The organism is Aquimarina callyspongiae, assembly GCF_034322225.1.
Classification (GTDB): Bacteria; Bacteroidota; Bacteroidia; order Flavobacteriales; family Flavobacteriaceae; genus Aquimarina.
Genome location: NZ_JAXLPA010000005.1, coordinates 511,953 through 537,175 on the forward strand (window position 1 = coordinate 511,953; position 25,223 = coordinate 537,175).

At 31.7% G+C, this 25,223-nt stretch carries 28 protein-coding genes; 5 read left to right on the plus strand and 23 right to left on the minus strand.

Translation table 11 applies throughout. The features are described 5' to 3' along the window. Positions 1 to 25 precede the first annotated feature (25 nt). From U0D62_RS21705 to U0D62_RS21810, 22 genes are all read right to left on the minus strand, one after another. Entirely contained in the window at positions 26 to 739 is a 714-nt protein-coding gene (locus tag U0D62_RS21705) for a response regulator transcription factor (RefSeq protein WP_322289458.1), read from the minus strand. A gap of 3 nt (positions 740 to 742) precedes the next feature. Beyond that, positions 743 to 2,305, minus strand: a complete 1,563-nt coding sequence (locus U0D62_RS21710; protein ID WP_416135557.1) for a sensor histidine kinase — start codon at positions 2,303 to 2,305, stop codon at positions 743 to 745. 84 nt (positions 2,306 to 2,389) lie between these two features. Then, positions 2,390 to 2,968 (minus strand): dephospho-CoA kinase, encoded by a 579-nt coding sequence (coaE, locus tag U0D62_RS21715; RefSeq protein WP_322289460.1) that lies wholly within the window; start codon positions 2,966 to 2,968, stop codon positions 2,390 to 2,392. 4 nt (positions 2,969 to 2,972) lie between these two features. Continuing rightward, on the minus strand, positions 2,973 to 3,932 hold the full coding sequence (locus U0D62_RS21720) for a CdaR family protein (protein WP_322289461.1): 960 nt from the start codon (positions 3,930 to 3,932) through the stop codon (positions 2,973 to 2,975). A gap of 5 nt (positions 3,933 to 3,937) precedes the next feature. Beyond that, positions 3,938 to 4,942 (minus strand): glycosyltransferase family 2 protein, encoded by a 1,005-nt coding sequence (locus U0D62_RS21725; RefSeq protein WP_322289462.1) that lies wholly within the window; start codon positions 4,940 to 4,942, stop codon positions 3,938 to 3,940. 187 nt (positions 4,943 to 5,129) lie between these two features. Further along, positions 5,130 to 5,948, minus strand: a complete 819-nt coding sequence (locus U0D62_RS21730; protein ID WP_322289463.1) for an enoyl-ACP reductase FabI — start codon at positions 5,946 to 5,948, stop codon at positions 5,130 to 5,132. Between the two features lie 68 nt (positions 5,949 to 6,016). Continuing rightward, complete coding sequence (recN, locus tag U0D62_RS21735; protein ID WP_322289464.1) at positions 6,017 to 7,672, minus strand: DNA repair protein RecN; 1,656 nt, start codon at positions 7,670 to 7,672, stop codon at positions 6,017 to 6,019. A gap of 144 nt (positions 7,673 to 7,816) precedes the next feature. After that, positions 7,817 to 8,704 (minus strand): type IX secretion system protein PorD, encoded by an 888-nt coding sequence (gene porD, locus U0D62_RS21740; RefSeq protein WP_322289465.1) that lies wholly within the window; start codon positions 8,702 to 8,704, stop codon positions 7,817 to 7,819. Then, positions 8,697 to 9,908 (minus strand): bifunctional phosphopantothenoylcysteine decarboxylase/phosphopantothenate--cysteine ligase CoaBC, encoded by a 1,212-nt coding sequence (gene coaBC / locus U0D62_RS21745; RefSeq protein ID WP_322289466.1) that lies wholly within the window; start codon positions 9,906 to 9,908, stop codon positions 8,697 to 8,699. The genes porD and coaBC overlap by 8 nt, the downstream gene beginning before the upstream one ends. Before the next feature lie 6 nt (positions 9,909 to 9,914). Then, on the minus strand, positions 9,915 to 10,247 hold the full coding sequence (locus tag U0D62_RS21750; RefSeq protein ID WP_322289467.1) for a DNA-directed RNA polymerase subunit omega: 333 nt from the start codon (positions 10,245 to 10,247) through the stop codon (positions 9,915 to 9,917). 15 nt (positions 10,248 to 10,262) lie between these two features. Further along, on the minus strand, positions 10,263 to 11,060 hold the full coding sequence (locus U0D62_RS21755) for an outer membrane protein assembly factor BamD (protein WP_322289468.1): 798 nt from the start codon (positions 11,058 to 11,060) through the stop codon (positions 10,263 to 10,265). A gap of 251 nt (positions 11,061 to 11,311) precedes the next feature. Then, positions 11,312 to 12,238 carry an ion channel gene (locus tag U0D62_RS21760; protein WP_322289469.1) on the minus strand — a complete coding sequence of 309 codons (927 nt, stop codon included), beginning with the start codon at positions 12,236 to 12,238 and terminating at the stop codon, positions 11,312 to 11,314. Between the two features lie 12 nt (positions 12,239 to 12,250). Next, entirely contained in the window at positions 12,251 to 13,126 is an 876-nt protein-coding gene (dapA, locus tag U0D62_RS21765; protein ID WP_322289470.1) for a 4-hydroxy-tetrahydrodipicolinate synthase, read from the minus strand. A 3-nt stretch (positions 13,127 to 13,129) separates the two neighbouring features. Then, positions 13,130 to 13,654 carry a DUF6913 domain-containing protein gene (locus U0D62_RS21770; protein WP_322289471.1) on the minus strand — a complete coding sequence of 175 codons (525 nt, stop codon included), beginning with the start codon at positions 13,652 to 13,654 and terminating at the stop codon, positions 13,130 to 13,132. A 79-nt stretch (positions 13,655 to 13,733) separates the two neighbouring features. Next, positions 13,734 to 13,949 (minus strand): hypothetical protein, encoded by a 216-nt coding sequence (locus U0D62_RS21775; RefSeq protein ID WP_322289472.1) that lies wholly within the window; start codon positions 13,947 to 13,949, stop codon positions 13,734 to 13,736. Between the two features lie 78 nt (positions 13,950 to 14,027). After that, on the minus strand, positions 14,028 to 14,282 hold the full coding sequence (locus U0D62_RS21780) for a hypothetical protein (RefSeq protein WP_322289473.1): 255 nt from the start codon (positions 14,280 to 14,282) through the stop codon (positions 14,028 to 14,030). 518 nt (positions 14,283 to 14,800) lie between these two features. Next, entirely contained in the window at positions 14,801 to 15,502 is a 702-nt protein-coding gene (locus tag U0D62_RS21785) for a hypothetical protein (protein WP_322289474.1), read from the minus strand. 693 nt (positions 15,503 to 16,195) lie between these two features. After that, positions 16,196 to 16,882: a lysoplasmalogenase family protein gene (locus U0D62_RS21790; RefSeq protein WP_322289475.1), complete on the minus strand. Its 687-nt coding sequence runs from the start codon at positions 16,880 to 16,882 to the stop codon at positions 16,196 to 16,198. A gap of 52 nt (positions 16,883 to 16,934) precedes the next feature. Then, a complete protein-coding gene (gene ligA / locus U0D62_RS21795) occupies positions 16,935 to 18,929 on the minus strand; it encodes an NAD-dependent DNA ligase LigA (RefSeq protein ID WP_322289476.1) in 1,995 nt (664 codons plus the stop codon). A gap of 78 nt (positions 18,930 to 19,007) precedes the next feature. Further along, a complete protein-coding gene (locus U0D62_RS21800) occupies positions 19,008 to 19,589 on the minus strand; it encodes an LOG family protein (RefSeq protein WP_322289477.1) in 582 nt (193 codons plus the stop codon). A gap of 15 nt (positions 19,590 to 19,604) precedes the next feature. Continuing rightward, positions 19,605 to 20,456, minus strand: a complete 852-nt coding sequence (prmC, locus tag U0D62_RS21805) for a peptide chain release factor N(5)-glutamine methyltransferase (protein ID WP_322289478.1) — start codon at positions 20,454 to 20,456, stop codon at positions 19,605 to 19,607. 15 nt (positions 20,457 to 20,471) lie between these two features. Further along, complete coding sequence (locus tag U0D62_RS21810; RefSeq protein WP_322289479.1) at positions 20,472 to 20,957, minus strand: GNAT family N-acetyltransferase; 486 nt, start codon at positions 20,955 to 20,957, stop codon at positions 20,472 to 20,474. Between the two features lie 143 nt (positions 20,958 to 21,100). Between U0D62_RS21810 and U0D62_RS21815 the strand changes: the two genes are divergently transcribed. From U0D62_RS21815 to U0D62_RS21835, 5 genes are read left to right on the plus strand one after another with little or no spacing between them, the layout of a single operon-like run. Then, positions 21,101 to 21,562 (plus strand): hypothetical protein, encoded by a 462-nt coding sequence (locus U0D62_RS21815; RefSeq protein WP_322289480.1) that lies wholly within the window; start codon positions 21,101 to 21,103, stop codon positions 21,560 to 21,562. Beyond that, positions 21,563 to 22,606 carry a bifunctional diaminohydroxyphosphoribosylaminopyrimidine deaminase/5-amino-6-(5-phosphoribosylamino)uracil reductase RibD gene (ribD, locus tag U0D62_RS21820; RefSeq protein WP_322289481.1) on the plus strand — a complete coding sequence of 348 codons (1,044 nt, stop codon included), beginning with the start codon at positions 21,563 to 21,565 and terminating at the stop codon, positions 22,604 to 22,606. Further along, on the plus strand, positions 22,599 to 23,207 hold the full coding sequence (locus U0D62_RS21825; protein ID WP_322289482.1) for an HAD family hydrolase: 609 nt from the start codon (positions 22,599 to 22,601) through the stop codon (positions 23,205 to 23,207). Before ribD ends, U0D62_RS21825 begins: the two co-directional genes overlap by 8 nt. Further along, positions 23,204 to 24,073, plus strand: a complete 870-nt coding sequence (locus tag U0D62_RS21830) for a DMT family transporter (protein ID WP_322289483.1) — start codon at positions 23,204 to 23,206, stop codon at positions 24,071 to 24,073. Before U0D62_RS21825 ends, U0D62_RS21830 begins: the two co-directional genes overlap by 4 nt. A 13-nt stretch (positions 24,074 to 24,086) precedes the next feature. Continuing rightward, positions 24,087 to 24,701, plus strand: a complete 615-nt coding sequence (locus U0D62_RS21835) for an IMPACT family protein (RefSeq protein WP_322289484.1) — start codon at positions 24,087 to 24,089, stop codon at positions 24,699 to 24,701. Here the strand turns inward: U0D62_RS21835 and U0D62_RS21840 are convergent. Then, positions 24,690 to 25,109, minus strand: coding sequence for an acyl-CoA thioesterase (locus U0D62_RS21840; protein ID WP_322289485.1), 420 nt, complete (start codon positions 25,107 to 25,109; stop codon positions 24,690 to 24,692). The two genes, U0D62_RS21835 and U0D62_RS21840, sit on opposite strands and share 12 nt — an antisense overlap. Positions 25,110 to 25,223: the final 114 nt, after the last annotated feature.

Genomic DNA, 25,223 nt, shown 5'->3' on the forward strand with positions numbered 1-25,223 from the left:
TAGATTTTACCGTTTTATTTCCCTTTTAAGACTCGTCGCTTCTTACAACTAATCTGAATCCTTCTCCGTGAATATTCAGAATCTCGACATTTTCATCTTTCTTTAGATACTTTCTAAGCTTTGCGATATAAACATCCATACTTCGAGAAGTAAAATAATTATCATCCCTCCATATTTTTGTAAGTGCAAGCTCTCTTGGCATCAAATCATTAAGATGTAAAGCAAGTAGACGAAGAAGTTCATTCTCTTTAGGTGATAGTTTAATAGGTTCTTCTTCTTTATAAGTCAAAAATCTAAGTTTTGAATTTAAGTGAAAACCACCTATTTTAAATTCGAATTGTTTACTATCTGCTACAGACTCTGTGCTTTTACGCTGCATAATCGCCTGTATTTTCATAAGTAACACTTCGCTATCAAAAGGCTTATTAAGATAATCATCAGCTCCTACTTTATACCCTTTTAGCACATCTTCTTTCATTGCTTTGGCAGTAAGGAAGATGATCGGTATTTCTTCATTTTTATCCCTTATCTCTTTTGCTAAAGTAAATCCATCTTTATAAGGCATCATAACATCAAGGATACACATATCATAGTCATCTTTCTTGAATTTTTCGAAGCCTTCCATACCATTTTTAGCGTGTACAACATCATAATCATTCATAACCAGATAGTCCTTTAGTACAGTACCAAAGTTAGGGTCGTCCTCTACAAGCAAAATCTTTTTGTTTTCTGTTTCCATATTTTAAGATATTAACGGTAATTTAATTATAAATGTGGAGCCTTTCCCCCGTTCGCTCTCCACCCATATTTGACCATGATGATCATCTATGATTCTTTTTACATATGTTAGTCCTAAGCCATGACCTTTTACGTTATGAAGATCACCTGTATGTTCTCTAAAGAACTTTTCAAAAATCTTCTTTTGCGCAACTTTGCTCATTCCAATTCCCTGGTCACGAACCTTAAGAACTATGCTATTCTTTACATTTTCTGTATAAATATCAATTTTAGGCTCTTCTTCTGAATATTTAATAGCATTATCCAAAATATTAACCACTACATTCGTCAAATGATTATCATTTGCCAAAACTGTTGATTTAAGAGCTCCTAAATGTGATTTAATATATCCTTCTCTATTTTCTATAATCAACGAAACGTGAGTTACTGCGTCTTCTATAATATGATGTAACTCTTGTCTGTCTTTCTTAATATTTAATTCATTCTTTTCTAACTGCGATATTCTCAATACATTTTCTACCTGAGCATGCATTCTCTTATTTTCTTCCCGGATCATCCCCATATACCGTTTCACTTTCTCCGGATCTCCACCTATTTTTGGATTTTTAATTGAATCCAACGCAAGATTTATCGTTGCTATAGGTGTTTTTAACTCATGGGTCATATTATTTATAAAATCGGTCTTTATCTGAGATATTTGTCGTTGCTGTAATAATTGTGATAAAGCACTTGAATAAGCAACTACAATGACCAATGTAAATATTATAGATAAAATTCCCATTCCCAGGATTGTTGATAATACATATCGTTTTTCTCCTGTAAAATTAACATACAACTGATACCTGCTTACTCCTTCTTCATTCACAAACAAAGGCACCGCATAGGTATTAGAATAATCTAAACTAAAATCTTCAGAACGTACTCTTGTCGCTAAGGCATTACTATAAATTGCAAATTCATAGTCAATTTTAATATCCCGCTCTTTTAATTCTTTTTTCAGCAAACTATGGATCTCCTCTTTCTTTACTCGTCGATGGATAGGAATCAAATTAGCAAACTCTCCTATTACAATCTCATAATCCTTTCTTTGGAGGTCAGTTAACTTTTTTATTCTATCTAACTTATCTTTCGATTTTTGCTGTGTAACATTATTTTTTTTCTCTATTGAGATATCTACATTACGATTTAAAATATTTTTAAGTTTGACGGTGTCTATATTATAATTGATAAAGGAAGAAAATAATTTATAATCTTCTTCTAAAATACCATTTGCGTATGCAAATGTTCTGGTTGTATTATCAATTGTAACATTTAACGACTGTCTTAATGTTTTATCATCCAGTTCTTCTATGTTAGCCAACACCTCTTGAAGGGGAAAAAACATCTCTTCAAACTCTCTGTATTGAATGTTATTAGATACAGAAATAAGAATCTGTTTGGCATTAAAAGAAAACTGTTCTTCATTGTTTTCCACCGTGTTATTAATCCAATACCCCTGAACGAAAATAATCCCAATCAACGATAAACTCATCAGGATTATCAGTAACACGAATAACCTTTTATTCATAGTTCAAAAGTAAGACTTTAACATTTAGCTACTTTATGGTTTAACCAAATGTTAACAAAATGAAAGATTAGGATTACAAACGTTTTATGAAGTAATTTTATCATGAATTTTTAACACCTGATTCTCAGCTTCTTCTAAATCCAGGTTATTTATAACGAAATCAGCCAACGGTATTTTTTGCTTATCATCCCATTGATTTCCTATTCTAGACAGCACTTGATCCCGCGTTACACCGTCTCTTTTGAGCACTCTAGCGATTCTAATCTCTTCTGGAGCGGAAACAAGAATGGTATAATCACACTTTTTATACCCTTCATTTTCAAATAGAATTGCTGCTTCTTTAATCACATATTGTCCTTGCTGTTTGTTTTTCCAATCATTAAAACTTTTTGCTACAGCAGGATGAACAATTGCATTTAATTGCTCCAATAATGATGAATCATTAAAAACTTTATCAGCGATATAAGCTCTATTCAACTTTTTATTATGATATGCTTTTTTTCCTAATAAAGCAACAATCTGTTCTTTTAACTCAACATTTTCATTCATCAATTCTTTAGCTTCTTTATCTGCTATATAAACAGATACTCCCAGCTTTTTAAACAATGCTGCAATAGTAGATTTACCACTACCTATACCTCCTGTTAACCCAACTACTTTCATCTACTTATTTTAAAATAACGTATTGAACCTGCTTATCACGTAATCTTACATCGTGAATAGATTCTGGAATTTGCACAAGTTCTAAAATCAAAAATGAACTATCATCCGCCACATTATTATAGTTTGCTACTACCTTAAAATCCATTGGAGTTATCTCATTATAACGATCCAAACCTACTCGATACACAACGGTCACCTCTTTAGGAAAAATTTTAATTTTATCTCCTTCAGGTACATTTTGTAAGGTAATAGGTACTTCGCTTCTACCTTCAGTAAATTTACTCACCACTATAGAAGCATCTACCTCTGCTGGATAAATAGTAACTGAAGGAGGCAAATCCTGAATATCAATTTCTAATCTTGAACTAAAATCAGAGTTCACTGCTTCTAATTCTAATTCCTTAGTACTTATAGACTGTATAGTATCTACAATTTTTTCAGGACCACTAATCGTTATCGAATCTGGAGAGATTTCTAATCCTTTATCGCTTCCATAACCTGTAGTATATTCTATATTTTGTTCAATTTTTACAGGTATTCTTTTTTCTAAGTTAATATCCAACTTAAGCTTTACAGTATCTTTTTGTACAGCCAAAATCCTTCCTTTAAAATCTAATTCATTTTTAAGGAACTGTGCCTCTTTATTAACAAAAAAATGATATTCATTATCTATATAAGTAGTAGCATTAGCCACATCAAATTCTATATGAGAAGTACTCCAATAATGATTCATTAATCTAAAACCGTTTCCATTAAGTGTTAGCTTAAGGGTTTGATCACTTCTATCATTCAAAATCCTATCATCTGGAAGGTTTATATAACGAATACCTACCTCCACTTCTTCAGTATAGTTTTTAGAAAACTGTGTAAACAACCATAAAAGTGATGTGAATATTAAAAAAAACAAAAAGGTTTTGACGTTGTTTCTTTTAAATGAAAATCTATTCTTTCTTCTGGCAGACATTGGTTTTATTTTGAGAAAAACAGTGCTTTAAACTTCTGTTCTGGTATTTTTTTTAATAGATGAATATAGTAATAAGATTTTAGGAATCCTTTTCCGTATCCATAAAATTGAATCAAAACCGCAATTACCGATTGTATTCCAATAGCAATATTTTTATACATCCAAGAAGCTCCTAAGAAAATAACAACCAAATACAAACTCCAGAATGCAGCAAAATACCAATACCCAAAGAATATTGCGACCCAAGAAAAAACTGTATAAACCAAGAACATTGTTGGGAACCAATAGGTGATTTTTGCAGTTTCTGGATGCCATAGGTTTAAAATAGGCCTAACTAAGCCAAACTTATTGACTTGTGTATAAAACTTATCCCAAGAAATTCTTCTTTTATGAAATACCTTTGCATCAGGGATAAGTGCCGTATCATATCCTAATCCCCACAACCTTATTGTTAAATCAGGATCTTCACCTGGATGAATATTCCCAAAACCTTGAGAAGCCAAAAATGCTTCTCTTGAGAGCCCCATATTAAAACTCCTGGGTTGAAATTTTCCTAATGTGTTTTTCCGCCCTCGTATCCCTCCAGTTGTTAAATAAGAGGTCATACTAAAACTAATAGCTTTTTGAAGATTAGAAAAATCTTTATGTGCATCATCAGGCCCTCCAAAACAATGCACATAATTATCCGAAAGAAACTTTTTTACTTTTGACAAATAATCTTCTGGCAATATGACATCACTATCCAAAATAATAAAATAATTATTTTGTGCCTTTCGCATTCCGTAATTACGAGAATCCCCAGGTCCGGTATTATTTTTTTTGTAATAACTTATATGTAGCGAATCCCTAAAAGATGCTATAACATTTTCAGATGTCTCTGAGGATCCATCTTCTACAATTACAATTTCATAAGCTTCTTGATAATCCATTGCTTTCATGCTCTCTAGCAACTCTTTGATCTCATTAGGCCTGTTATACACCGGAATTATAAAAGAAAAGTCAATTTTCATCTGTTTATATTTATTGTTTTTTAATGGTCAGATGGAATCGCCATGTAATCATACCGATGGGTATCATCCTGATTAATATGGCTTATTTCATATTACAAAGGTAATGGGTATCATAAAAAAATCCCATCTTAATCATCGATGGGATTTTTTACTTACTATATTAATTATATTTTTTTAGTTTATCAGATTATTCTTCTCCAACAAATTTCTCCATTACCATTTGACTTACTCCCATATTAGAGAATCCTCCATCATGATATAAATTTTGAAGTGTTACTTTTTTAGTCAAATCAGAAAACAAAGTAACTGTATAATCTGCACACTCCAGAGCGGTTGCATTTCCTAATGGCGACATTTTATCTGCATATTCAATAAAACCATCAAAACCTTTTACTCCTTTACCTGCAGTTGTAGGTGTAGGTGATTGCGAAATCGTATTTACACGTACTTTTTTATCTCTTCCAAAGAAATACCCAAAACTACGAGCTATAGATTCTAAATATGCTTTATTATCTGCCATATCATTATAATCAGGAAACACACGTTGCGCAGCCATATAAGTCAAGGCTACAATACTTCCCCAATCATTCATTGCATCTTTTTTGTACAAAGTTTGCATTGTCTTATGAAAAGAAAGTGCCGATACATCCCATCCTTTTTCACTCCAGCTATAATTAAGATCTGTATAATGACGACCTTTTCGCACATTTACAGACATGCCAATAGAATGTAATACAAAATCCAGTTTACCACCCAGAATTTCTGTTGCTTTCTCAACAAGGTTTTCTAGGTCTTCTAATGAAGTCGCATCAGCTGGAATTATTTGAGAATTTGTTTTTTCTGCCAGCTCATTAATAGCTCCCATTCTCATGGCAACTGGAGCATTAGTTAAAACAAAGCTTCCTCCTTCTTCAAAAACTCGTTCTGCAGTTTTCCAGGCTATTGAACTTTCATCAAGAGCACCAAAAATAATTCCTCTTTTACCTTTTAATAAATTGTGTGACATTTAATTATAAATTAAAGTAAGTTGTACAAGCGGTAAAGATAACAAAACGACCTAAAACGCTACTATTTTTAACTCATTAATAATGATCTTGCATGCACCAGTGCAGAGTCTGAAATATTCTTTCCACCAATCATTTCGGCAATCTCCCGAACACGCTCATTCTCATCAAGTAATTTTAATCGAGTCACAGTCGTATTCTGCACATCTTCTTTAAAAACCTTATATTGACTCTGTCCATTTGCCGCAATCTGCGGTAAGTGAGTAATACTAAAAACCTGAAGGTTTTTACTCATATTCATCATAAGGTCTGCCATTTTATGTGCCACCTCTCCTGAAACTCCCGTATCGATTTCATCAAAAATTATAGTTGGTAATTGTGCATACCTAGAAAGTATAGCTTTGATCGCAATCATTATCCTAGATAATTCTCCTCCTGATGCTACCTTTTTTAACTCACCAAAAGCGCCTCCTTTATTTGCTGAGAACAAAAATTCCAGTATTTCTTTTCCATTTGGCAAGTATTTTTCTTGTAATTGTAATGAAGCCTTAAATACTGCATTAGGCATCCCAAGTGCTTTTAGAATTTCTTCTAATTCCTTTATCAATTTAGGAAGTGCTTTTTTTCTTTTACTATGGATTTTTGTGGCTACCTCATCCAACTGCAATTGGATAGTACTCACCTCTTGTTCCAATTTCTCAATATCTTCAGAAAGCGATTCTGTTTTTGATACCTTTTGCTGAAGCTCTTCATAGATCACAATCAGCTCTTCAATAGTTGATACCGTATGTTTTACCTGTAGATTATGCAACAACTGTAATCGCTGACTTGTTTCTTCTAGTAATTGAGGATCTGCTTCAAGTTTTTCTAACTCATCTTGTAATGATGCATTAACATCATCTAATTCTATATAAATACTCTGGACACGATCTGACAATTCTTTTAATGCTCCAGAATACGATTCTATTCTTGACAGATTGGCTTTGATCGTGTTTAATTGATCTAACCCTCCTATTTCTTCTGAAGAAACCAAGGACACTGATGCTGATAATCTCTCCTGTATTTCCTCTATATTATTTAACTGCTCATAACGTTCTTCTAATTCGGGCAATTCGCCAGGTTTTAGCTTAGCTTCCTCAAGCTCTTTTAAAAGAAAAGCATTATAATCATACTCTTTTGTAAAATCTTCCTGATTAGCAATCAGGGCATTCATTTCTTTTTTCTTTTCTTTTAGTAGTTTTAAACCCCTCTTATAAGATTTAATCTCTCGATCTGCATCTGCAAGAGCATCCAGGACTTCAAATTGAAAATCATTAGTAGTCACTTGTAACGTCTGATGCTGACTATGAATATCTATTAATCGTATTCCTAATAATGAAAGAGACTGTAAAGTTACAGGCGTATCATTAACAAAAGCTCTCGATTTACCCGAAGGTAATATCTCTCTTCTGATAATCGTCTCATCTTCATAATCCAACTCCTCTTGCTCAAAAAGAGCTTTAAGATCATATTTAGCTACTTGAAAAACTCCTTCTATTACACATTTAGCAGAATTATCTTTTACACTGTTTAAATCTGCTCTTTTACCCAAAAGCAAACCTAACGCACCTAAGAGCAAGGATTTACCAGCGCCTGTCTCTCCGGTTATAGTAATTAAACCAGAATCAAAAGACACTTGTAATTCTTCAATTAATGCAAAATTTTTTATAGAAAGTCCTCTAAGCAAAGGATAGAAAAATTTTATTGTTTTAAAAAAGTAAAGATACTATAGTTTTGAAAAAATTATAACTGTTACTCTTAAATTTTTATATTATCTAAATCCAGAATGGATTGATGTAAAGTTATAATAAAGTTTATCCTAAAGAATGATTTAAAACTTTATATCTTTCCAGTTTTGAGAATATGTGGGAGCTATTCTATTTAATACCTGTATAGTTTCTGCGATATTAACTGAAGGGCCTCCTGATAAAATGCTTGAAATTTCGTCAGCTTTTGAATCAAAAAACACTCGCATCATATATGAATTAGGCCTTGTATTATGCATATCCTGGAGTGGCTTTAGAGCTTCGGTAATAGCTTCTTTTCCTTTTTTAACATTGTTATGCATTTCATCAAGTGCTTCTCTGTGGTAGTTATACATAGCTGTTCTATAACCATCATACGTTCCTGAAAGCAAATCATCATTAAGTCTAAATCTGGTTTGCGTTCCGTCTTGCAAATTCCAACCTAATGAATTACTACCTTGAGCATTACCTACAATATTTTTTGCTTCCTGGTAATACGACGTACCACTATTTAACTCAAAAGAATCCGCATCTACACCAAGTATCGTGTATAAATAAAATGCTAAAACCGAAATTAAATTAGATTCAAAATTATTAGGGTCATAATTAAGAGGTTGAAATTCTAAATAGGTAAAATTAAATTGCTTATCATTAACATTAAAGATTGTAGTAGCATAGTTAGAACCAAATACCGGGCGCGAAGCTTGCACCTGAAGTGTTGCTGAAAAAGTATCATTATTATAACCATTTACAGTGATAAAAAAGCTACAATCAATCCTTTCTTCTGTTCTATAACCTACATTTGTCCATTTTGTATTATTAATGAATTCAGTCAACGATCGTTCCAATGTCTTAAAGACTTGTAAATTAGGGTTTCCTGTTTGCTCTGCATTGATTGCAACAGTGGCATTAAATTCCTGAGCGTTTACTCCAACGCTTATTACAAGTACGATAAGAAAGACGAGTCTATGCATTTTTTAGCTGATTGATTTCATTGAATATATCCTGAGCAACTTCTGTTTTGGTTTTTAACTCAAACGCTTTAATCTCTAATTTATGATTAATAAGTGTTACTTTATTAGTTTGACCTTTAAAACCTGCTCCTTTATCATTTAATGAATTAAGAACAATTAAATCCAGATTCTTTTTCTTAAGCTTATTTTTTGCGTTCTCTTCTTCATTTTCTGTTTCTAGAGCAAAACCTACAAGCAATTGACTTTTCTTTTTTGCTCCCATCCATTTAAGGATATCAGTAGTACGCTCTAATTCTATTGCAAATTCACTATCTGCTTTTTTGATTTTTTGGTCTGAAACATTCTTAGGCCTATAATCTGCAACTGCTGCTGATCCTATAGCAATATCGCAATTATCATACTCTTTAACAACTGCTTCATACATATCTTTTGCACTTACAACATTTACGACTGCTATACTAGCATGTTTAACCTTAAGTGAGGATGGTCCTAAAACCAATGTTACTTGAGCTCCAAGGTTTGCCGCTACAGTTGCTAGTTCTATCCCCATTCTACCACTAGAATGATTCCCGATAAATCTAACAGGGTCAATAGCTTCATATGTTGGTCCTGCCGTTATTAGTACTTTTTGATTTTTTAAAGGAAGTTTTCCTAAAATATCATTTTCTATAAAACCAATGATATTTTCAGGTTCTGCCATTCGTCCTTGTCCTGTCAGACCACTTGCTAACTCACCAGATTCAGCCGGAATCATAATATTCCCGAAGCTTTCTAGCTTTTTAAAAGTCTCATGGGTTGAAGGATGTTGATACATATCCAAATCCATAGCTGGTGCAAAATAGATTGGACACTTAGCAGATAAATACGTAGCTAGCAATAAATTATCACTATTACCCGTAGACATTTTAGAAAGAGTATTGGCAGTAGCAGGTGCTATAAGAAATAAATCTGCCCACAATCCTAACTCTACGTGATTATTCCATTCTGCATTTTCATCTTCTTCATTAAAAAAAGAAGAATATACAGGGTTTTTAGATAATGTAGATAACGTAAGAGGCGTAACAAAATCCTTTGCTGCAGGTGTCATAACAACCCTGACCTCAGCTCCAGATTTTATGCATAACCTCACTAAAGAAGCAGTTTTATATGCGGCTATACCAGCGGTGACACCAATTAAAATCTTCTTACCGCTTAAAATTGACATAGAGACTTATAAAGATTCTGAATCTGTCTTTGTATTTCTATGGTAGATCTTACCTTCTAACCACTCTTGAACAGCTAATGCATGTGGTTTTGGTAATCTTTCATAAAATTTAGAAACCTCAATCTGCTCTTTATTTTCAAAAATCTCTTCTAAACTATCATTATAAGTAGCAAACTCATCAAGTTTTTCTAATAACTCTTTTTTAATATCTGTATTAATTTGAGTAGCTCTCTTAGATATTATAGAAATCGCCTCATAAATATTATCTGTAGGTTGATCTATCAGATTTTTATCTATTGTTGTAGTATTTATAGGCGCGTTGCTTTTTTTCAAATCCATCTTCTCCTTTATTTTCTATTTTAATTTTTCTAATCTTGATCTAATATCCTGAAATATCTCTTCAGCCTTTTCAGTATATTCTCCAGTCTTATAATATTTCTTATAATTATTATAATATGTTTCTGCTATCTCTAAGCGATCTTTAACAAGGCTTTCATAACTACCAACTGCTAAAAGATACTCAGATTCTAACTTGTAATATAAAACTTTTTCTCTAAAAGGAGAACCCGGATAATCAACTAAATAATTATCAAAAGCTGAAATTGCAACCTTATAGTTCTCTCTATGATGATATTGCTTTGCAATTTCAAAAGCTTTCTTTTCTCTCTTTAACCTAAGTTCTGCAACTAATTTATTCGCTTCTTCTAACTTATCACTTTCAGGATAGTTATTAATATACGCTTGTAATTTCTCTATAGCTTCAGAAGTCTCTGTTTGATCCAAACTATATCTTGGAGATAACTGATAATAACTCTTAGCACTTTTATAAGCAGCTTCTTGTTGTTTTTCACTATTAGGGTATGACTTGGCAAATCTTTCAAACTGATAACCAGCCAAGTAAAAATCTCCTAACTGATAATAAGTATCTGCATAATAATACATGATACGTTCTGCTTGTGGCTTACCTCTGAATTGTGGTACAATTTGTTCAAAAAGACGTAATGCCTTTTTATATTTACCTTCTTTATACATGGCTTCTGCCATCGTATATTTAGGACCTATTTCTTCATTTTTGAGCACCTTTTGATACTCACTACAAGACCCTAAGGTTAAGGCAATTAAACAAACTAGTACGTACAATAATCTCTTCATATCTTAAAAAACATCTGGCAAAAATAGATATTTCTACCGTATTACAAAAACTTTAATTCATCTATTCATCCTGTCATACTTAATGAATTACTATTCATAGATTCATTAAATTCTATCTAATGATTAAATTGATCTATAGATTTGGATATAAAAACTCTAACTGAGTTCTGCTTTTATAACTACAAAAACAACGCTGTGTTGCAAATTAAGTAAGGTTTATACCTGTCAAAAACCTTTAATTCTTCATCACATTACTCTTTATCAACAGGGTAATGTTTATCTATTTTATTGTGATCCAAAACAGTATAGCCATCATCATCATAAAAAAAGGCTGGCGTAAAACGTCGATCAAGCTCGAGGTCTTTTAACTCAAAAGAATGTGCTTGATATACTTCTTGTGAAAAAGATTCATCATAATAACTAACGAGTATAAGAATTTCGGCATTCAATTCTTTTAATTTATTTCTATCAAACTGTTGCAATGGACTTGCATCGTCTACAGGGTGTACCAGTGTCCAGGTTGTAGGAAGATATGTGATAGTATCGCGTTCTAATGCTAACTTGTAAAAATTATTTATGTATTTACCTTCTTTGTTTTTTTGTGACAATGCCAAAGTAGCTTCAATCCTTGGTCTTATCATTATGTTTGTATTTTTACTCATCAATCGAAACATAATGCAATCCATTCCATTATGTTTTCTAAGAATCAAACCATCATTAAATCGAATATTAGCCCTTGGTTTAGAGAATCGACCATATAACAAACCTGTGATAAAAGAAAAGCTGAGTAAACCTATTAAAGCTTCAAAAGAAGATATAATCCCAAACACCAATCCTTTTGGAGCCATAGCGCCATAACCAACGGTTGTAATAGTTTGTGCCGAAAAGAAAAATGCATTTAAGAAATCTCTAAACACATTACCCGTTGGAGCAACGATATCAGAGATTCCTAAAAGTGTATAAATAATTGCAAATAGCGTATTGATAAGAGCATACCCCAAAACAACCCATAAAAAAAACTTCCCCCAACTGATATTTATTAGGTAATGGTAGCTATCAGATAATGAGGTGGGTCGATTAATATGTTTTATATTAAAAGAGCCATCAGAGTTGATAAAACGTTTGGCATATTGATTGGAAGATTTACCTAATCCTGGATCTTTTATCTTTTTAGCCATTTTTGAAAAGGTTTATTGATTTTCAATAAACTGTTTTATTTTTTGCGCTAAACCTTTAGACACAGGCACCAGTGGCAAACGTACATGGTCTTCACAAATACCTTTTACTTTTAAAACATGCTTAATCCCTGCTGGATTTCCTTCTTCAAAAGCATAGTCTAATACTGGTAATAACTGATATAACGTACTAAAAGCTTTTTCCGTTTTTCCAGAAAGTCCTAAACGTATCATTTCTGAAAATTCTACAGGAAAACCTTGACCTACCACACTAATAACTCCATCTCCTCCAGCAGCAACTGAAGGTAACGCTAATGCATCATCTCCTGAAATAACAAGAAAATCTTTTGGCTTATCTTTTATAATTTTTAAAACCTGTGTAAAATCTCCTACCGCTTCTTTTATACCCACTACTTTATCTAACTGAGCTAAGCGAAGCGTAGTTTCTGCAGTCATATTAGTACCTGTGCGAGAAGGGACATTATACAAAAGCACCGGTAAAGGCGCATGATCATTTATTGATTTATAATGCTGATATATTCCTTCTTGCGTAGGTTTATTATACATGGGAACCACAGAAAGAATCGCATCAAAATCTGACAAATCAGCTTCTTTCATTTCCTCAAGTATAACCTGAGTATTATTTCCTCCAATTCCTATTACCAAAGGAAGTCTTTTATTATTTATTTTTACAATATGCTCAACCAGTTTTTTCTTTTCTTCTTTAGTGAGCGTAACGGACTCTGCAGTAGTTCCTAGAACTACCAGATACTCAATTTTTCCTTCAATACAATAATTTACTAACGACGTTACTCCATCATAATCTATTGAACCATCGCTGTTAAACGGTGTTGCTAATGCTACACCAGTTCCTCTGAGAAAACCACTCATATTTTATATTATCTGTAAAATTTTTAAATACTTTTTCAATTCTGCAATAAAGAGGTTTGTATCATCCATCGCTGATCCGATTATTAAATCATTAATTCGATTATCTACTTCGGCAAACCCCACTTTTAATTTAGCTTTTGAAAACGCTGCTACATAATTTAATTCTATTTTATTCTCGGTATAAAAGCTTATTAAAACATCATAATCCTTTTTAATAAACTCTTGTAAAGAGCTACTCTTTACACCTCCATTAACTCCAAAGCTTTTATCATTATAATAGGCAGCATCTTTATCATCTGTTATCTCTTTTTGATCTTCTTTATACCCCATTACTTTAAGCCTATCGGATTTTACCCCTAACTCGTTAGCTAATTTTACTAATGACAACACATTTACAGATTGAGAAGCATCTATGAGTACAGCTAGTGTTTTAAGATTTGTAACACTTTTTGATGCCGAATCACTTTTTTTAAGATGCGATTCTATACTTTTTTTTATTGCGTTTTTTTTAAGGCCTTTTAAAATCATTCATAAAAAAGATTAAGTCACAAATGTAGCTATTTTAGGCTTTAAAAAATAACCTATGATTCTTAAGAAAGTATAAAAACTATAGTGATCCAATTCTGCCTACCCAATGCATTAGTTTTGACTTAATAGTTTCATCAAAATACCAGGTAACATAACTTAAAGGAATCACCTCTATACCAACACGATACAAAATTCTGTATCTCTCGATAGAGAAAGAATGCTGAAAGTCACCAGGATATCCAATCAAGTCAATTCCTAAATATTTTCCATCTTTTTCTACAAGAATATCAATCACTAATCCCGAAAGTTGATATCCAATATGGTATTTTAAATCAAAGTTATTTTAACTCAAGAGGTCAAAATCATATTCTAACTAAAAGTATTCTGTATCCTCTAAACCTATCTTTTTAGGTTTAACTTCAATAAGGAATAACATAAAAAAATACATCCCTCCCATCTCAGCAATATTAATCAGAACTGTAAACACTTTATTATAATAAAACAACTCATTGATTGGCAACAGTGCATTTACAAAAACACAACAACAGGCTGCAACAAAAAGTCTAAAACCACCTTCATAACGATCTGCGATATATGTAAAAAAACATATCCCTATAAATATTGTCATGCTAATCAAAATAAGGATAAAAAACCACATCGAGTTCATAATACGTGGTAGTACGAGTTCTGATATAGAGTATATTAAATACCCGATCAATACTATACTTATCACGATTGGAAAAGTAAACAACTTATCTATTTTCATATCATTAATAGCTATAAAATCTTTTAACAACACCATGTTTAATATATAATATATAGACACTGTAATCGCTATACTATTAAAATATCGTATCAAATCAAGATAAACCAAAGTATCATTAAACATTATAACCAACATACTCAATATATACAGGAAGTGATTTTTTTTAGCATGTAAAATATACCCCAGCAAAAGCGAAATAGTTGCAATAGGTTTTACATAAACCAAATTTTTTTTTTCAAAAAAAACAGCGGTTAAAACAACTACCAAAAAAGAAAGGTAAAAGAATATATATGTCTTTTGAATCTTTTTATGCAACGCGAAGAAAATTTATCGTTTCCTGACTGTAAAATACAAATTAACATTTAGTAAAGCCTGATATACTAGAAATAATCTTCTCCATTAGGAATCAAATCATTTTGTTCTATAAAAAATTTAACCAAGAAAAACTGCCCTGATATTTGTAATAATCTAATAATAACCAAAAAGATTTCAAGAGAAACATATAAATGATTGAGAGCCGATGTTATGTTTACAATCAAAAAACACGATGCAGCTACCATTAAGGAATAACTTATCAGGGTTTTACTGTTTAAATACACATAATAACAACATCCTATAAACAATAGAAAAGATGATGTAGAAATGATTAGATACAGCATAGAACTATCAACAGATGGCAAAATGAGCTTAACTACAGAAATCAATATATAAATCACCAAAGCCATAGTAATAACCAAATTAAACGTAAAAATCTTATTCAATTTTATTTTAATTTTTTGAAGGCTTTTCCATAACAAAACAATATTCAAACAATAATACAGGCAAAGTAAAAGACTCATTTCCTTAAAGTATTTCACAAAACCTATCATCGATATGATTTCTATTACTATAATTAAAAACATAGTAAACAAAACCAAATAGTTTACTTTTTTTACTTTAGTAACATACAAATAACTTAGTACTATAATTACCCAAGGTTTTAGGAAAACCACAATTTCTGGAGTAAATATTGTAGCCATTAAGGTTAACACACTGAAGACACAGAACAACTGATACAATGTCTTTGTTTTTTCTATCATCATTTTCAAGGTCTTTTAAAAGCCTTTAAAATTCTTCTGACTTAGGTGTGAAGCATAAGAAATCACATAGCCTACCTAGAAAAAAACAAAGTCAATGGTTTGCTAATCAAAACCAGAACTTAACTCTTTGAACTGAAGATTAAAACTACCTACTGCATAGAGTAATAACAAATGGAAAACTAAAGAATTACGTTTTTATATAAATCCACGTACAATTCATAATTTAAAAACAAGGACTTACAAAAAGCTTAAAAAAACTTCTCTACTATGACATAAAATCCACTTATGATTATACGCAAAGAAGAAGTATATATAAATACATATTTGATCATTTTGACTTTTATAGCATAATTACGCTTAGAAGCTTTATCAATTCACTTTAATAAAAATTATTATAATCAGTACATGTAAATAACTTCTCCCTAATTACTAATAACAAAGAAAAGTCATCTTATATAAAAATTGGGTTGCTACTTGTATCTGAGAAAGGTATCTAAACACACAATAACACCTCTCAATACAATTAAAATAGAAATTAAAACTTTAGTACTTTTTCTTCATTCATTATTTTTTTAATGAGCACAAAAAGTCAAACTATATTCCAAACCATTTATGCTTAGGTTAAACTATTCTTTCCTTACTCATACAATATACTAATTTTTAACTAATTAAAATAGGACTCAAAACAATTAAAAGTTACGATTCCTTTAATCTCAAAGAGGTAGAACTAGCTATTTTAAATCGAACCAGAAAGAAAACCGCCAACAACTGATAAATAGAATTAATAACTTTAAGTTCTAATATTGAAAAGTAAAATTTATCTAATGCAAAACTTGTATCTGAAATCACAAAATTAATCACTGCTAGAAGAAGCCATAAAGATTTAGTTGATCGTACGTTTATATACTGAAATACAACTCCGATCAAAAGTAAATAGAGGATTATAATATATGCAATTCCATAAGGCTTCACATCTCCCATTGAAGGTGTCGTTGCTGCATATATTTCATAAACAACAACAGTCCATATAACAAAAAATACTCCTAGATATATTATATCCGAATTATTATAATCAATAGGTTTGTGGTTTTTATACAGATAATAGAACAATATAAAATAGCAGAGAGTATAACTAATCAATACATAAATAAAGCTATTTTCAATTTTTGTTAGAAGAAAAATATCTCCTAAAAAACACAGAAATAGTATTATCAGAAATAAATTATCTAGTTTTTTAACATTGAACCAATAAAGCATGAAAAATAAGGGAACCGTTGCAGGCTTTACATAAAGCTCTAATTCTGGCCATTGCATAATTGTACTTAATACACAAAGCCCTCCAGCTATAATCAATAAAATTTTTATTAGCGTACGTACTTTCAAATGGTATAATCTTTAAAACCAAAAACATTACAACCTTCTAAAAATAAACTTATTAAGAAATTAAGTTTAAAAAATCATCTTCACTAATTATAGGGATCTGCAATTTATTGGCTTTTTCAAGCTTACTCGGTCCCATATTAGCCCCAGCTACAATATAAGAGGTTTTTGAAGATATTGAACTGGACACTTTTCCTCCATTATCCTCAATCATCTTTTTAAGCTCATTACGAGACACTTTTTCAAAAACACCAGACACCACAAAAGTTTGCCCTTTTAGGGTATCTGTTTGATTTGCCAGTTTCTCTGCTGAAATTTCTAATTGTATTCCGTGTTGTTGTAATCTTCTTACTAAGGTAGTATTTTCTTCAGAGTTAAAAAATTCTCTTACACTTTGTGCAATTTTAATTCCGATTTCATCCACATTTACCAATTCCTCCTCGGATGCAATAATAATAGCATCAATAGTTTTATAGTGTTTAGCTAGTTTCTTAGCAACCGTTTCCCCTACATATCTAATTCCTAATGCAAACAAAACACGTTCAAAAGGAATTTCTTTTGATTTATCAATCCCTATCACCAGGTTATCTGCACTTTTTTCTGCCATTCTTTCAAGAGGAATAACCTGTTCTTTCTTTAATTCGTATAAATCAGCATAGTTAGAGATCAGTCCTTCTTGAACCAATAAAGCTACAGTTTCTCCACCAAGCCCTTCAATATCCATAGCTTTACGAGATATGTAATGTTGTATTCGTCCCACAATCTGCGGTGAACATCCTTGATCATTAGGGCAATAATGTTGTGCCTCACCATCTTTACGGATCAACGTTGTATTACATTCTGGGCATTCTGTTATATATTTTGTAGGTGTTGAATCTTGATCTCTTTTTGCAAAATCTACCCCTACAATCTTTGGTATAATTTCTCCTCCTTTTTCTACAAAAACCGTATCTCCTACTCGAATATCAAGTTTTTCAATTTGATCGGCATTATGCAAAGAAGCTCTTTTTACAGTAGTTCCTGCTAATAATACTGGTTCCAGATTTGCTACAGGTGTAATTGCTCCAGTTCTCCCTACTTGATATGTAATCTCATTAAGAACAGTGGATTCTTGTTCTGCTTTGAATTTATAAGCCATTGCCCATCTAGGGGCTTTTGCCGTAAATCCTAATTCATCTTGTTGTTGTAGGTTGTTCACCTTTATCACCACTCCATCTGTCTCATAAGGAAGGTTATGACGATGCTCATCCCAGTGTTCTACAAAAGTTAATACTTCTTCTATAGAATTAACCAGTTTGGATTCTGCCGGAACCTTAAATCCCCAATTTCTAGCTTTCTCAAGGCTTTCATACTGAGTTACCAGCCCTAATCTGTCACCAACAATATTGTACAACAAACAATCCAGTGGTCGTTTTGCTACTTCTCCACTATCTTGAAGTTTCAAACTTCCTGAAGCCGTATTTCTAGGATTAGCATAAGGCTCTTCTCCCGCTGCGATACGCTCCTGATTCATTTTAGCAAAACCATCATATGGCAAAATAATTTCGCCTCGAATATCAAACTTTGGAGGAAAATCTCCTTTTAGCTTTAAAGGAACCGATTTAATTGTTTTGACGTTAGTTGATACATTATCACCTTGAATTCCATCACCTCTTGTTACCGCCCTAACCAGCTCTCCTTCTTCATACGTCAGGTTTATTGAGGCTCCATCATATTTAAGTTCACATGTATACGAAACATCTCCATCTACTAATTTTTTAATACGTTTCTCCCAATCCAAAAGATCTTCTTTAGAATAAGAGTTGTCCAAAGAGTACATACGTTGTTCGTGCACAACTGTTTCAAAATTTTTAGTCACCTCTCCTCCTACTCTTAGTGTCGGTGAATTAGCATCGTAAAATTCTGGATGTTCTTCTTCTAGCTTCTGAAGCTCTTTTAGTCTTATATCAAATTCATAATCACTTATTGTAGGCGCATCCAGCACATAATAATTATAATTATGTTGTCTTAATTCTTCTCTTAATTGATTGATTTTTTGTTCTATATTCATGTGTCTGGTATCCGTTTACTGGTATCAGATTAAGTATCCAATTTATAATTTATTTTCTTAGAAGCCTATAGCTAAGTACTATGTTCTTTCTGTTTTTAACCATTTTGGTACCTGAACAGGCTTAAACTCTTTCATTTTCATCAGTAAACGATCGATATCATCATCTACTAATAATAATTCATAGTTTTCCATTTTCAAAAAACCTCTACGTACCATATTCTCTAACATCAACAATAAATGATCATAAAAGCCTCCTGTATTAAGCAATCCAATAGGTTTTTGATGTAATCCTAATTGTGACCAGGTAATAATCTCAAATAATTCTTCTAATGTACCAAAACCTCCCGGCATTGTGATAAAACCCTCACTGAGTTCATGCATTTTTAATTTTCGCTCATGCATATTATTTGTAGTCACCAATTCTGTTAATCCTTGATGCACTACCTCTTTCACTTTTAAAAATTCAGGGATTACTCCAATCACTTTACCTTTTTGTTTCAGTGCTCCCTCTGCCACTTTACCCATAATTCCTATTTTGGCAGCACCATAAACCAATGTGATATTTTGATCTGCCAATTTCTCTCCCAGTAAAAGTGCTTGAGAAATCACTTGAACATCATTTCCTTCACTACTCCCGCAAAAAACACAGATAGAATTCATAACTTCTATTTTTTTCTAATTTATACATGCTTTAATCATACGATCATTTTGATATATATCTTTTCTTAAGACAACTGAAGCAAACCCCATATCTCTTATCATATTTTTTGTTGCCTCTCCTAAATATTGATTTATTTCAAAATACAAAACTCCATTATTCTTAAGGTTCTTTTTTGCTAAACTCGCAATCTTTTCATAAAAAACTAATGGATCTCCATCTTCTACAAACAGAGCCTGATGTGGCTCATGATCGAGCACATTTGGTTTTATTTCTTGTTTCTCTAATTCCCTAACATAAGGAGGATTTGATACTATAATCTCAAATTCTTCTTTTAAATCATTTTCTTCCAGTATATCCGCCTTAATAAATTGTATATCCACCTTATTTAAACTTGCATTTTGCTTCGCTACCTTAAGAGCTTCTTCAGAAACATCAATCGCATATACTTTTGAATTAGGTATTTTTTTTGCTAAAGAAATAGCTATGCATCCGCTCCCTGTTCCTATATCTAATATTTTTAAGGTAGTTTTTGTCTTTGCATAATCTTTTATAATCCAATTTACTAATTCTTCAGTTTCGGGTCTGGGAATTAAAACGTGTTGATTTACAATAAATCTTGCCCCATAAAACTCCTCATGTCCTAAAATATACTGAATAGGTTCTTGAGTTTCTAATCTACTTTGGGCACTTTTAAAATTCAATAATTCTTCATCAGAAACTTCTCTAGTCAATTGCAATGCTATATCAACTCTTTTGAGAGAAAAAAACTCTGTGGTAAGCATATAAAAAAAAGATAATGCTTCTTCTGATCCATATTTCTCTGATAAAGAAGCTACAAAACTTGTTCTTAAATCTTTTATTTGCACTCTGAAGTTTTTATTTTATAAATTCTTTATCATCCATTCCTGGCAACTATAGTGTCCAGTATTACCTATTGGTTTTTCTAAAGCCTTAAAACCTACTTTGCGATATAATTTTCTAGCTGATTCCATATAAGGCATTGTTTCCAGATAACATTTTGTATACCCTTGTTCTTTTGCATAACTAAGACAAGTATCAATCACTTTATATCCCAATCCTTTTCCTCTGGCAATCGGTAAAAAGTACATCTTTTGAAGCTCACAAATCTCTGCAATTTCTCCTTCTAATGGAGCAATTCCTCCTCCTCCAATTATTCTTCCGTCAATTTCTACCACATAATACTCACTTCTTGGGTGATTATATGTTTCATACATCATATCCAAAGCCTTGTCTTCATAAGCTGTACCCACTTTTGGAACTCCCATTTCTATCAATACCGTGCGTATGACTTCTGCCAATGCTACATTATCATCAAATGCAATAGAACGAATTTTTATTGTGCTCATTTCTGTTTTTAAATACTACTTTTGTCTTGTTCTAAAAAACATAGCTGTAGGTATTAAACAAAACCATGTTTTTTAATAAAATTAGCTTTACCAATATTACCATATTAGTATTGGAAATATACGTTAAATCTAACTAGTAATCAATGAAGAAGTTTTTATTATTATCAACAATACTCATCACTATTATTGGGTGTTCTGTTTCTAAAAAACCCGAATTTAAATATGTTGATAATATTAAGGTTAAAAATATCAGTATGCGTAACATAACTCTTAACGCAGATGTCATTTTTGAAAACCCAAACAACCTTACAGGAAAACTTTCTATAGAAGACATTCATATTTTTGTTGATAACATTGATGTAGGTGTTATTTCTTCGCAAGAGTTTGATGTTCCTTCTAAAGATGAATTTGCCATACCTCTTCAAGGAACTTTTTCGCTTTCAAAAATCTATAAAGAAAATAAAAAAGGGCTTTTAGGCAATGTTTTAAATGCCATTATCAGAGATTCGATAAATATTCAATATCAAGGTGTAATCAAATATCATTTAGGAAGCTTTTCTTACCCTTATAAAATTAATAAAGAACAAAAAATCCCTTTACAGTAAGTGAGTGTACACAAAAAATATTTAAAGCGATGCATTCAAATTGCCAAAAATGGCTTAGGCACCTCATACCCAAATCCTTTGGTAGGCAGTGTAATTGTTCATAATGACACCATTATAGGCGAAGGATGGCATTATCAATCCGGCAAACCTCATGCAGAAGTCAATGCTATTAATTCTGTGACCAACCCTGATTTATTAAAAGATGCAACTATCTACGTAAGCCTAGAGCCTTGTAGTCATTATGGAAAAACACCTCCTTGCAGTGATTTGATTATCGAAAAAGGGATAAAAAAAGTAGTTATCGGAACAATAGATCCTTTTGCAAAAGTAAGTGGTGCAGGAATTCAAAAACTAATAAATGCTGGTTGTGATGTTGTGGTAGGTATTCTGGAAAAAGAATGCAACGATCTAAACAAGAGATTTTTTACTTTCCACAATAAAAAACGTCCTTATATCATTCTTAAATGGGCAGAAACTCTGGATGGTTTTATTGCTCCAGAATCTACTGACAAAAGAGCTCCTGTATGGATCACTAACAAATACTCTCGGCAATTAACCCACAAATGGCGTTCTGAAGAACAAGCAATTCTGGTAGGCAACCAAACAGTAATTAAGGACAACCCTCAACTTACTACCAGAAACTGGTTTGGTCAAAATCCGATAAGAATTATTATTGACAGAACTAATAAAACCCCTGATAACTCTGCTATATTGGATAACGAAGTAAAAACAATTGTAATTACGACAGAAACCCATAAAAAAGATAATAAACAAAACGTTATTTACGAGGTCATAAACCCTAAAACAAACAGTATTCAAGAGTTTTGCTCTATACTACATTCTCATGATATTCAATCCGTTATTATTGAAGGTGGCACCCAAACTCTTCAATCTTTTATAGATAACAATATCTGGGATGAAGCCAGAGTTTTTACAGGAAATAGCAAATTTAAATCCGGAGTTGAAGCTCCTGTTTTTAAAGAAAACTCGGTTTTTGAACAAAAAATTAATAATGATACTCTAAGAATCTATCAAAATGATTAAGACGATAATATTTGACTTTGGAGATGTTTTCATAAATCTTGATAAACCAGCGACTCAAAATGAGTTATTAAAACTTGGTGATATCAACTTTGATAATGAGCTTCAGGAAATTAATGACACATATGAAACTGGAGATATATCAACTCAGATTTTTCTAGATCATTACAATAAGCTTTTACCAAAAGCTTCAGAAAAACAACTTATCGATGCCTGGAATGCTATTTTACTTGATTTTCCAGAAAGTCGATTAAATTTTATCAAGCAACTTGCTTTAGAAAAAAAATACAAATTAATTCTCTTAAGCAACACAAATGAGCTACATATTGATTGGATCAAAAATAATGTTTCATTTTATGAGGTTTTTAAATCTTGTTTTGATTCTTTTTACCTTTCTCATCAAATTCACTTAAGAAAACCCAATATCAACATCTTTGAATTTGTAATTAGTCAGCATAATTTAATCCCATCAGAAACCTTATTTATTGATGATACCAAGGCCAATACGAATACAGCTGCTGGTTTAGGAATTCACGTATGGAATAACAATCCAAAAAAAGAAGACATCACTGATTTATTCACTATAAAATCTGTTTTATTTTGATCTATCTAATTCTTAGCGTTTTAGCATCAACGTTGATATTTATCATTTTTAAACTATTCTCAAAATACAATGTAGATACTTTCCAGGCAATTGTTACCAATTATATAGTTGCTTCTATTTCGGGCATGGTTGCTTATTCTGAACCAATTAGTTTCTCCAAGATAACAAACAATAGCTGGTTTTTAGGATCCATTATTCTAGGAGTAATTTTTATTTTAGTATTTAACTTAATGGCGATTACAACTCAAAAAAATGGGCTGTCGGTAGCAGCGGTAGCCACCAAAATGAGTGTAGCCATTCCTATAGTATTTGGGATTATAGTATACCAGGAAAGCACAGGTGTTTTAAAAATAATCGGAATTATAATTGCTCTCTTTGCAGTGTATTTAACTGCCATGAAGACAACCAATGGCATAGCAATAAAACCGGAAAATTTAATTTTCCCAATATTAGTCTTTATCGGTAGCGGAATCATTGACACAAGCATTAAATACATGGAAACTCATCATGTAGCGCAAAATGATATTCCTATTTTTTCTTCTACTGTATTTGGTTGTGCTGCCTTAGTAGGGATTTTGATTTCTATTTATAAAATCTTTACTGGCTCATTTACCATCTCTATTAAAAATATTATTGCAGGAATTGCTTTGGGAGTTCCTAATTATGGTTCTATATATTTCTTGATAAAAGCCTTACGTCATGACGGCATGGATAGTTCCTCCATTTTTACCATAAATAATGTTGCTGTATTATTAGTTTCTACCATAGCTGGAATATTATTTTTTAAAGAAAAATTGATTCTAAAAAACTGGATTGGTATTATCTTGGCGGTTATTAGTATTTTATTTGTTGCATTATCCATATAATCTAGTCTAGAATTTGAATAATAAAGACACCTATAAAACAATCAAAACTCCAGGACAGGAGGTTCTATTTAAAGATAAGAATAGTAAATTCTTTGGATACACTTTTCCTGTTCAATCCGAAGAGGAAATTAAATTATGTATTGAAAAGTTAAAAAAACAACATCATTCTGCCAGACATTGGTGTTATGCCTGGCAAATAGGTACAGAAACTATAAGATACCGTGCAAACGATGATGGAGAACCTTCTAACTCTGCAGGCCAGCCTATTTATGGCCAAATTCAATCTTTTGATGTAACTAATATATTAATAGTGGTGGTAAGATATTTTGGAGGTGTTAAGCTAGGAGTTGGTGGTCTTATAAACGCTTACAAAACTACTGCCCAATTAGCTTTAGAAGCTTCAGAAATTATTGAAAAAACCATTGATATACATTTTGCCATTATCTTTGAGTATAAAGACATGAACAAGGTAATGCGAATTATCAAAGAGCACCAACTTAAAATCACCAAACAAGAACTCGAACTAAATTGCAAACTCTATATTTCTGCAAGAAAAAAGATCGCAGATAAAATAAATAGCTTTTTTCAACCGTTGTATGAAGTAGAAATTATAAAATTAGACACTTGATTTGTCACAATTTTGTATTTTTTCTAACAAATAGGTAGGGCATTTGACCGGTTTTCTTGTTTCACTATCAACAAAAACCAAGGTTGTAGAGGCAGTTGTTAATAACTCTCTATTTTTATTATAGATTTCATAGTCGAAGACAATTTTAACTGTAGGAATTTTCCTTAGTGAAGTTTTAACAGTCAATTCGTCGTCAAAGAAAGCAGATTTCTTAAATTTAAGATCTAAAGTAAATATAGGTAGCATAACACCGTTTTCTTCCATGGTTTTATAAGAAATACCCAAAAGAGATAACCAGTGAATACGTGCTAACTCCAAATATTGTGCGTAATTACCGTGATGTACGATTCCCATCTGATCGGTCTCAGAATATCGAACTTTTAGTGAAGTTTCTGATGTAAAAAGCATATTTTTAATTAAAAATGTTAAATAATGCAGTATTTAAAGTATGCAAAAAAAATAATTAATATTCAACCCTTAAAACGTTTTTTTTTTACATTTTTTGTTCACATATTTGTCAAA

Coding starts and splice junctions, on each gene's coding strand:
- U0D62_RS21760 (WP_322289469.1), bottom strand. CDS start 12,238: ATGGCTAAAAAGATAAAAGATCCAGGATTAGGTAAATCTTCCAATCAA.
- U0D62_RS21755 (WP_322289468.1), bottom strand. CDS start 11,060: ATGAAGAGATTATTGTACGTACTAGTTTGTTTAATTGCCTTAACCTTA.
- U0D62_RS21800 (WP_322289477.1), bottom strand. CDS start 19,589: ATGAATTCTATCTGTGTTTTTTGCGGGAGTAGTGAAGGAAATGATGTT.
- U0D62_RS21705 (WP_322289458.1), bottom strand. CDS start 739: ATGGAAACAGAAAACAAAAAGATTTTGCTTGTAGAGGACGACCCTAAC.
- U0D62_RS21785 (WP_322289474.1), bottom strand. CDS start 15,502: ATGATGATAGAAAAAACAAAGACATTGTATCAGTTGTTCTGTGTCTTC.
- U0D62_RS21815 (WP_322289480.1), top strand. CDS start 21,101: ATGAAGAAGTTTTTATTATTATCAACAATACTCATCACTATTATTGGG.
- U0D62_RS21780 (WP_322289473.1), bottom strand. CDS start 14,282: ATGACAATATTTATAGGGATATGTTTTTTTACATATATCGCAGATCGT.
- U0D62_RS21770 (WP_322289471.1), bottom strand. CDS start 13,654: ATGATTTTAAAAGGCCTTAAAAAAAACGCAATAAAAAAAAGTATAGAA.
- U0D62_RS21720 (WP_322289461.1), bottom strand. CDS start 3,932: ATGTCTGCCAGAAGAAAGAATAGATTTTCATTTAAAAGAAACAACGTC.
- ligA (WP_322289476.1), bottom strand. CDS start 18,929: ATGAATATAGAACAAAAAATCAATCAATTAAGAGAAGAATTAAGACAA.
- coaE (WP_322289460.1), bottom strand. CDS start 2,968: ATGAAAGTAGTTGGGTTAACAGGAGGTATAGGTAGTGGTAAATCTACT.
- U0D62_RS21810 (WP_322289479.1), bottom strand. CDS start 20,957: ATGAGCACAATAAAAATTCGTTCTATTGCATTTGATGATAATGTAGCA.
- U0D62_RS21710 (WP_416135557.1), bottom strand. CDS start 2,305: ATGAATAAAAGGTTATTCGTGTTACTGATAATCCTGATGAGTTTATCG.
- U0D62_RS21825 (WP_322289482.1), top strand. CDS start 22,599: ATGATTAAGACGATAATATTTGACTTTGGAGATGTTTTCATAAATCTT.
- porD (WP_322289465.1), bottom strand. CDS start 8,704: ATGCATAGACTCGTCTTTCTTATCGTACTTGTAATAAGCGTTGGAGTA.
- dapA (WP_322289470.1), bottom strand. CDS start 13,126: ATGAGTGGTTTTCTCAGAGGAACTGGTGTAGCATTAGCAACACCGTTT.
- coaBC (WP_322289466.1), bottom strand. CDS start 9,908: ATGTCAATTTTAAGCGGTAAGAAGATTTTAATTGGTGTCACCGCTGGT.
- U0D62_RS21840 (WP_322289485.1), bottom strand. CDS start 25,109: ATGCTTTTTACATCAGAAACTTCACTAAAAGTTCGATATTCTGAGACC.
- U0D62_RS21725 (WP_322289462.1), bottom strand. CDS start 4,942: ATGAAAATTGACTTTTCTTTTATAATTCCGGTGTATAACAGGCCTAAT.
- U0D62_RS21750 (WP_322289467.1), bottom strand. CDS start 10,247: ATGGATTTGAAAAAAAGCAACGCGCCTATAAATACTACAACAATAGAT.
- U0D62_RS21730 (WP_322289463.1), bottom strand. CDS start 5,948: ATGTCACACAATTTATTAAAAGGTAAAAGAGGAATTATTTTTGGTGCT.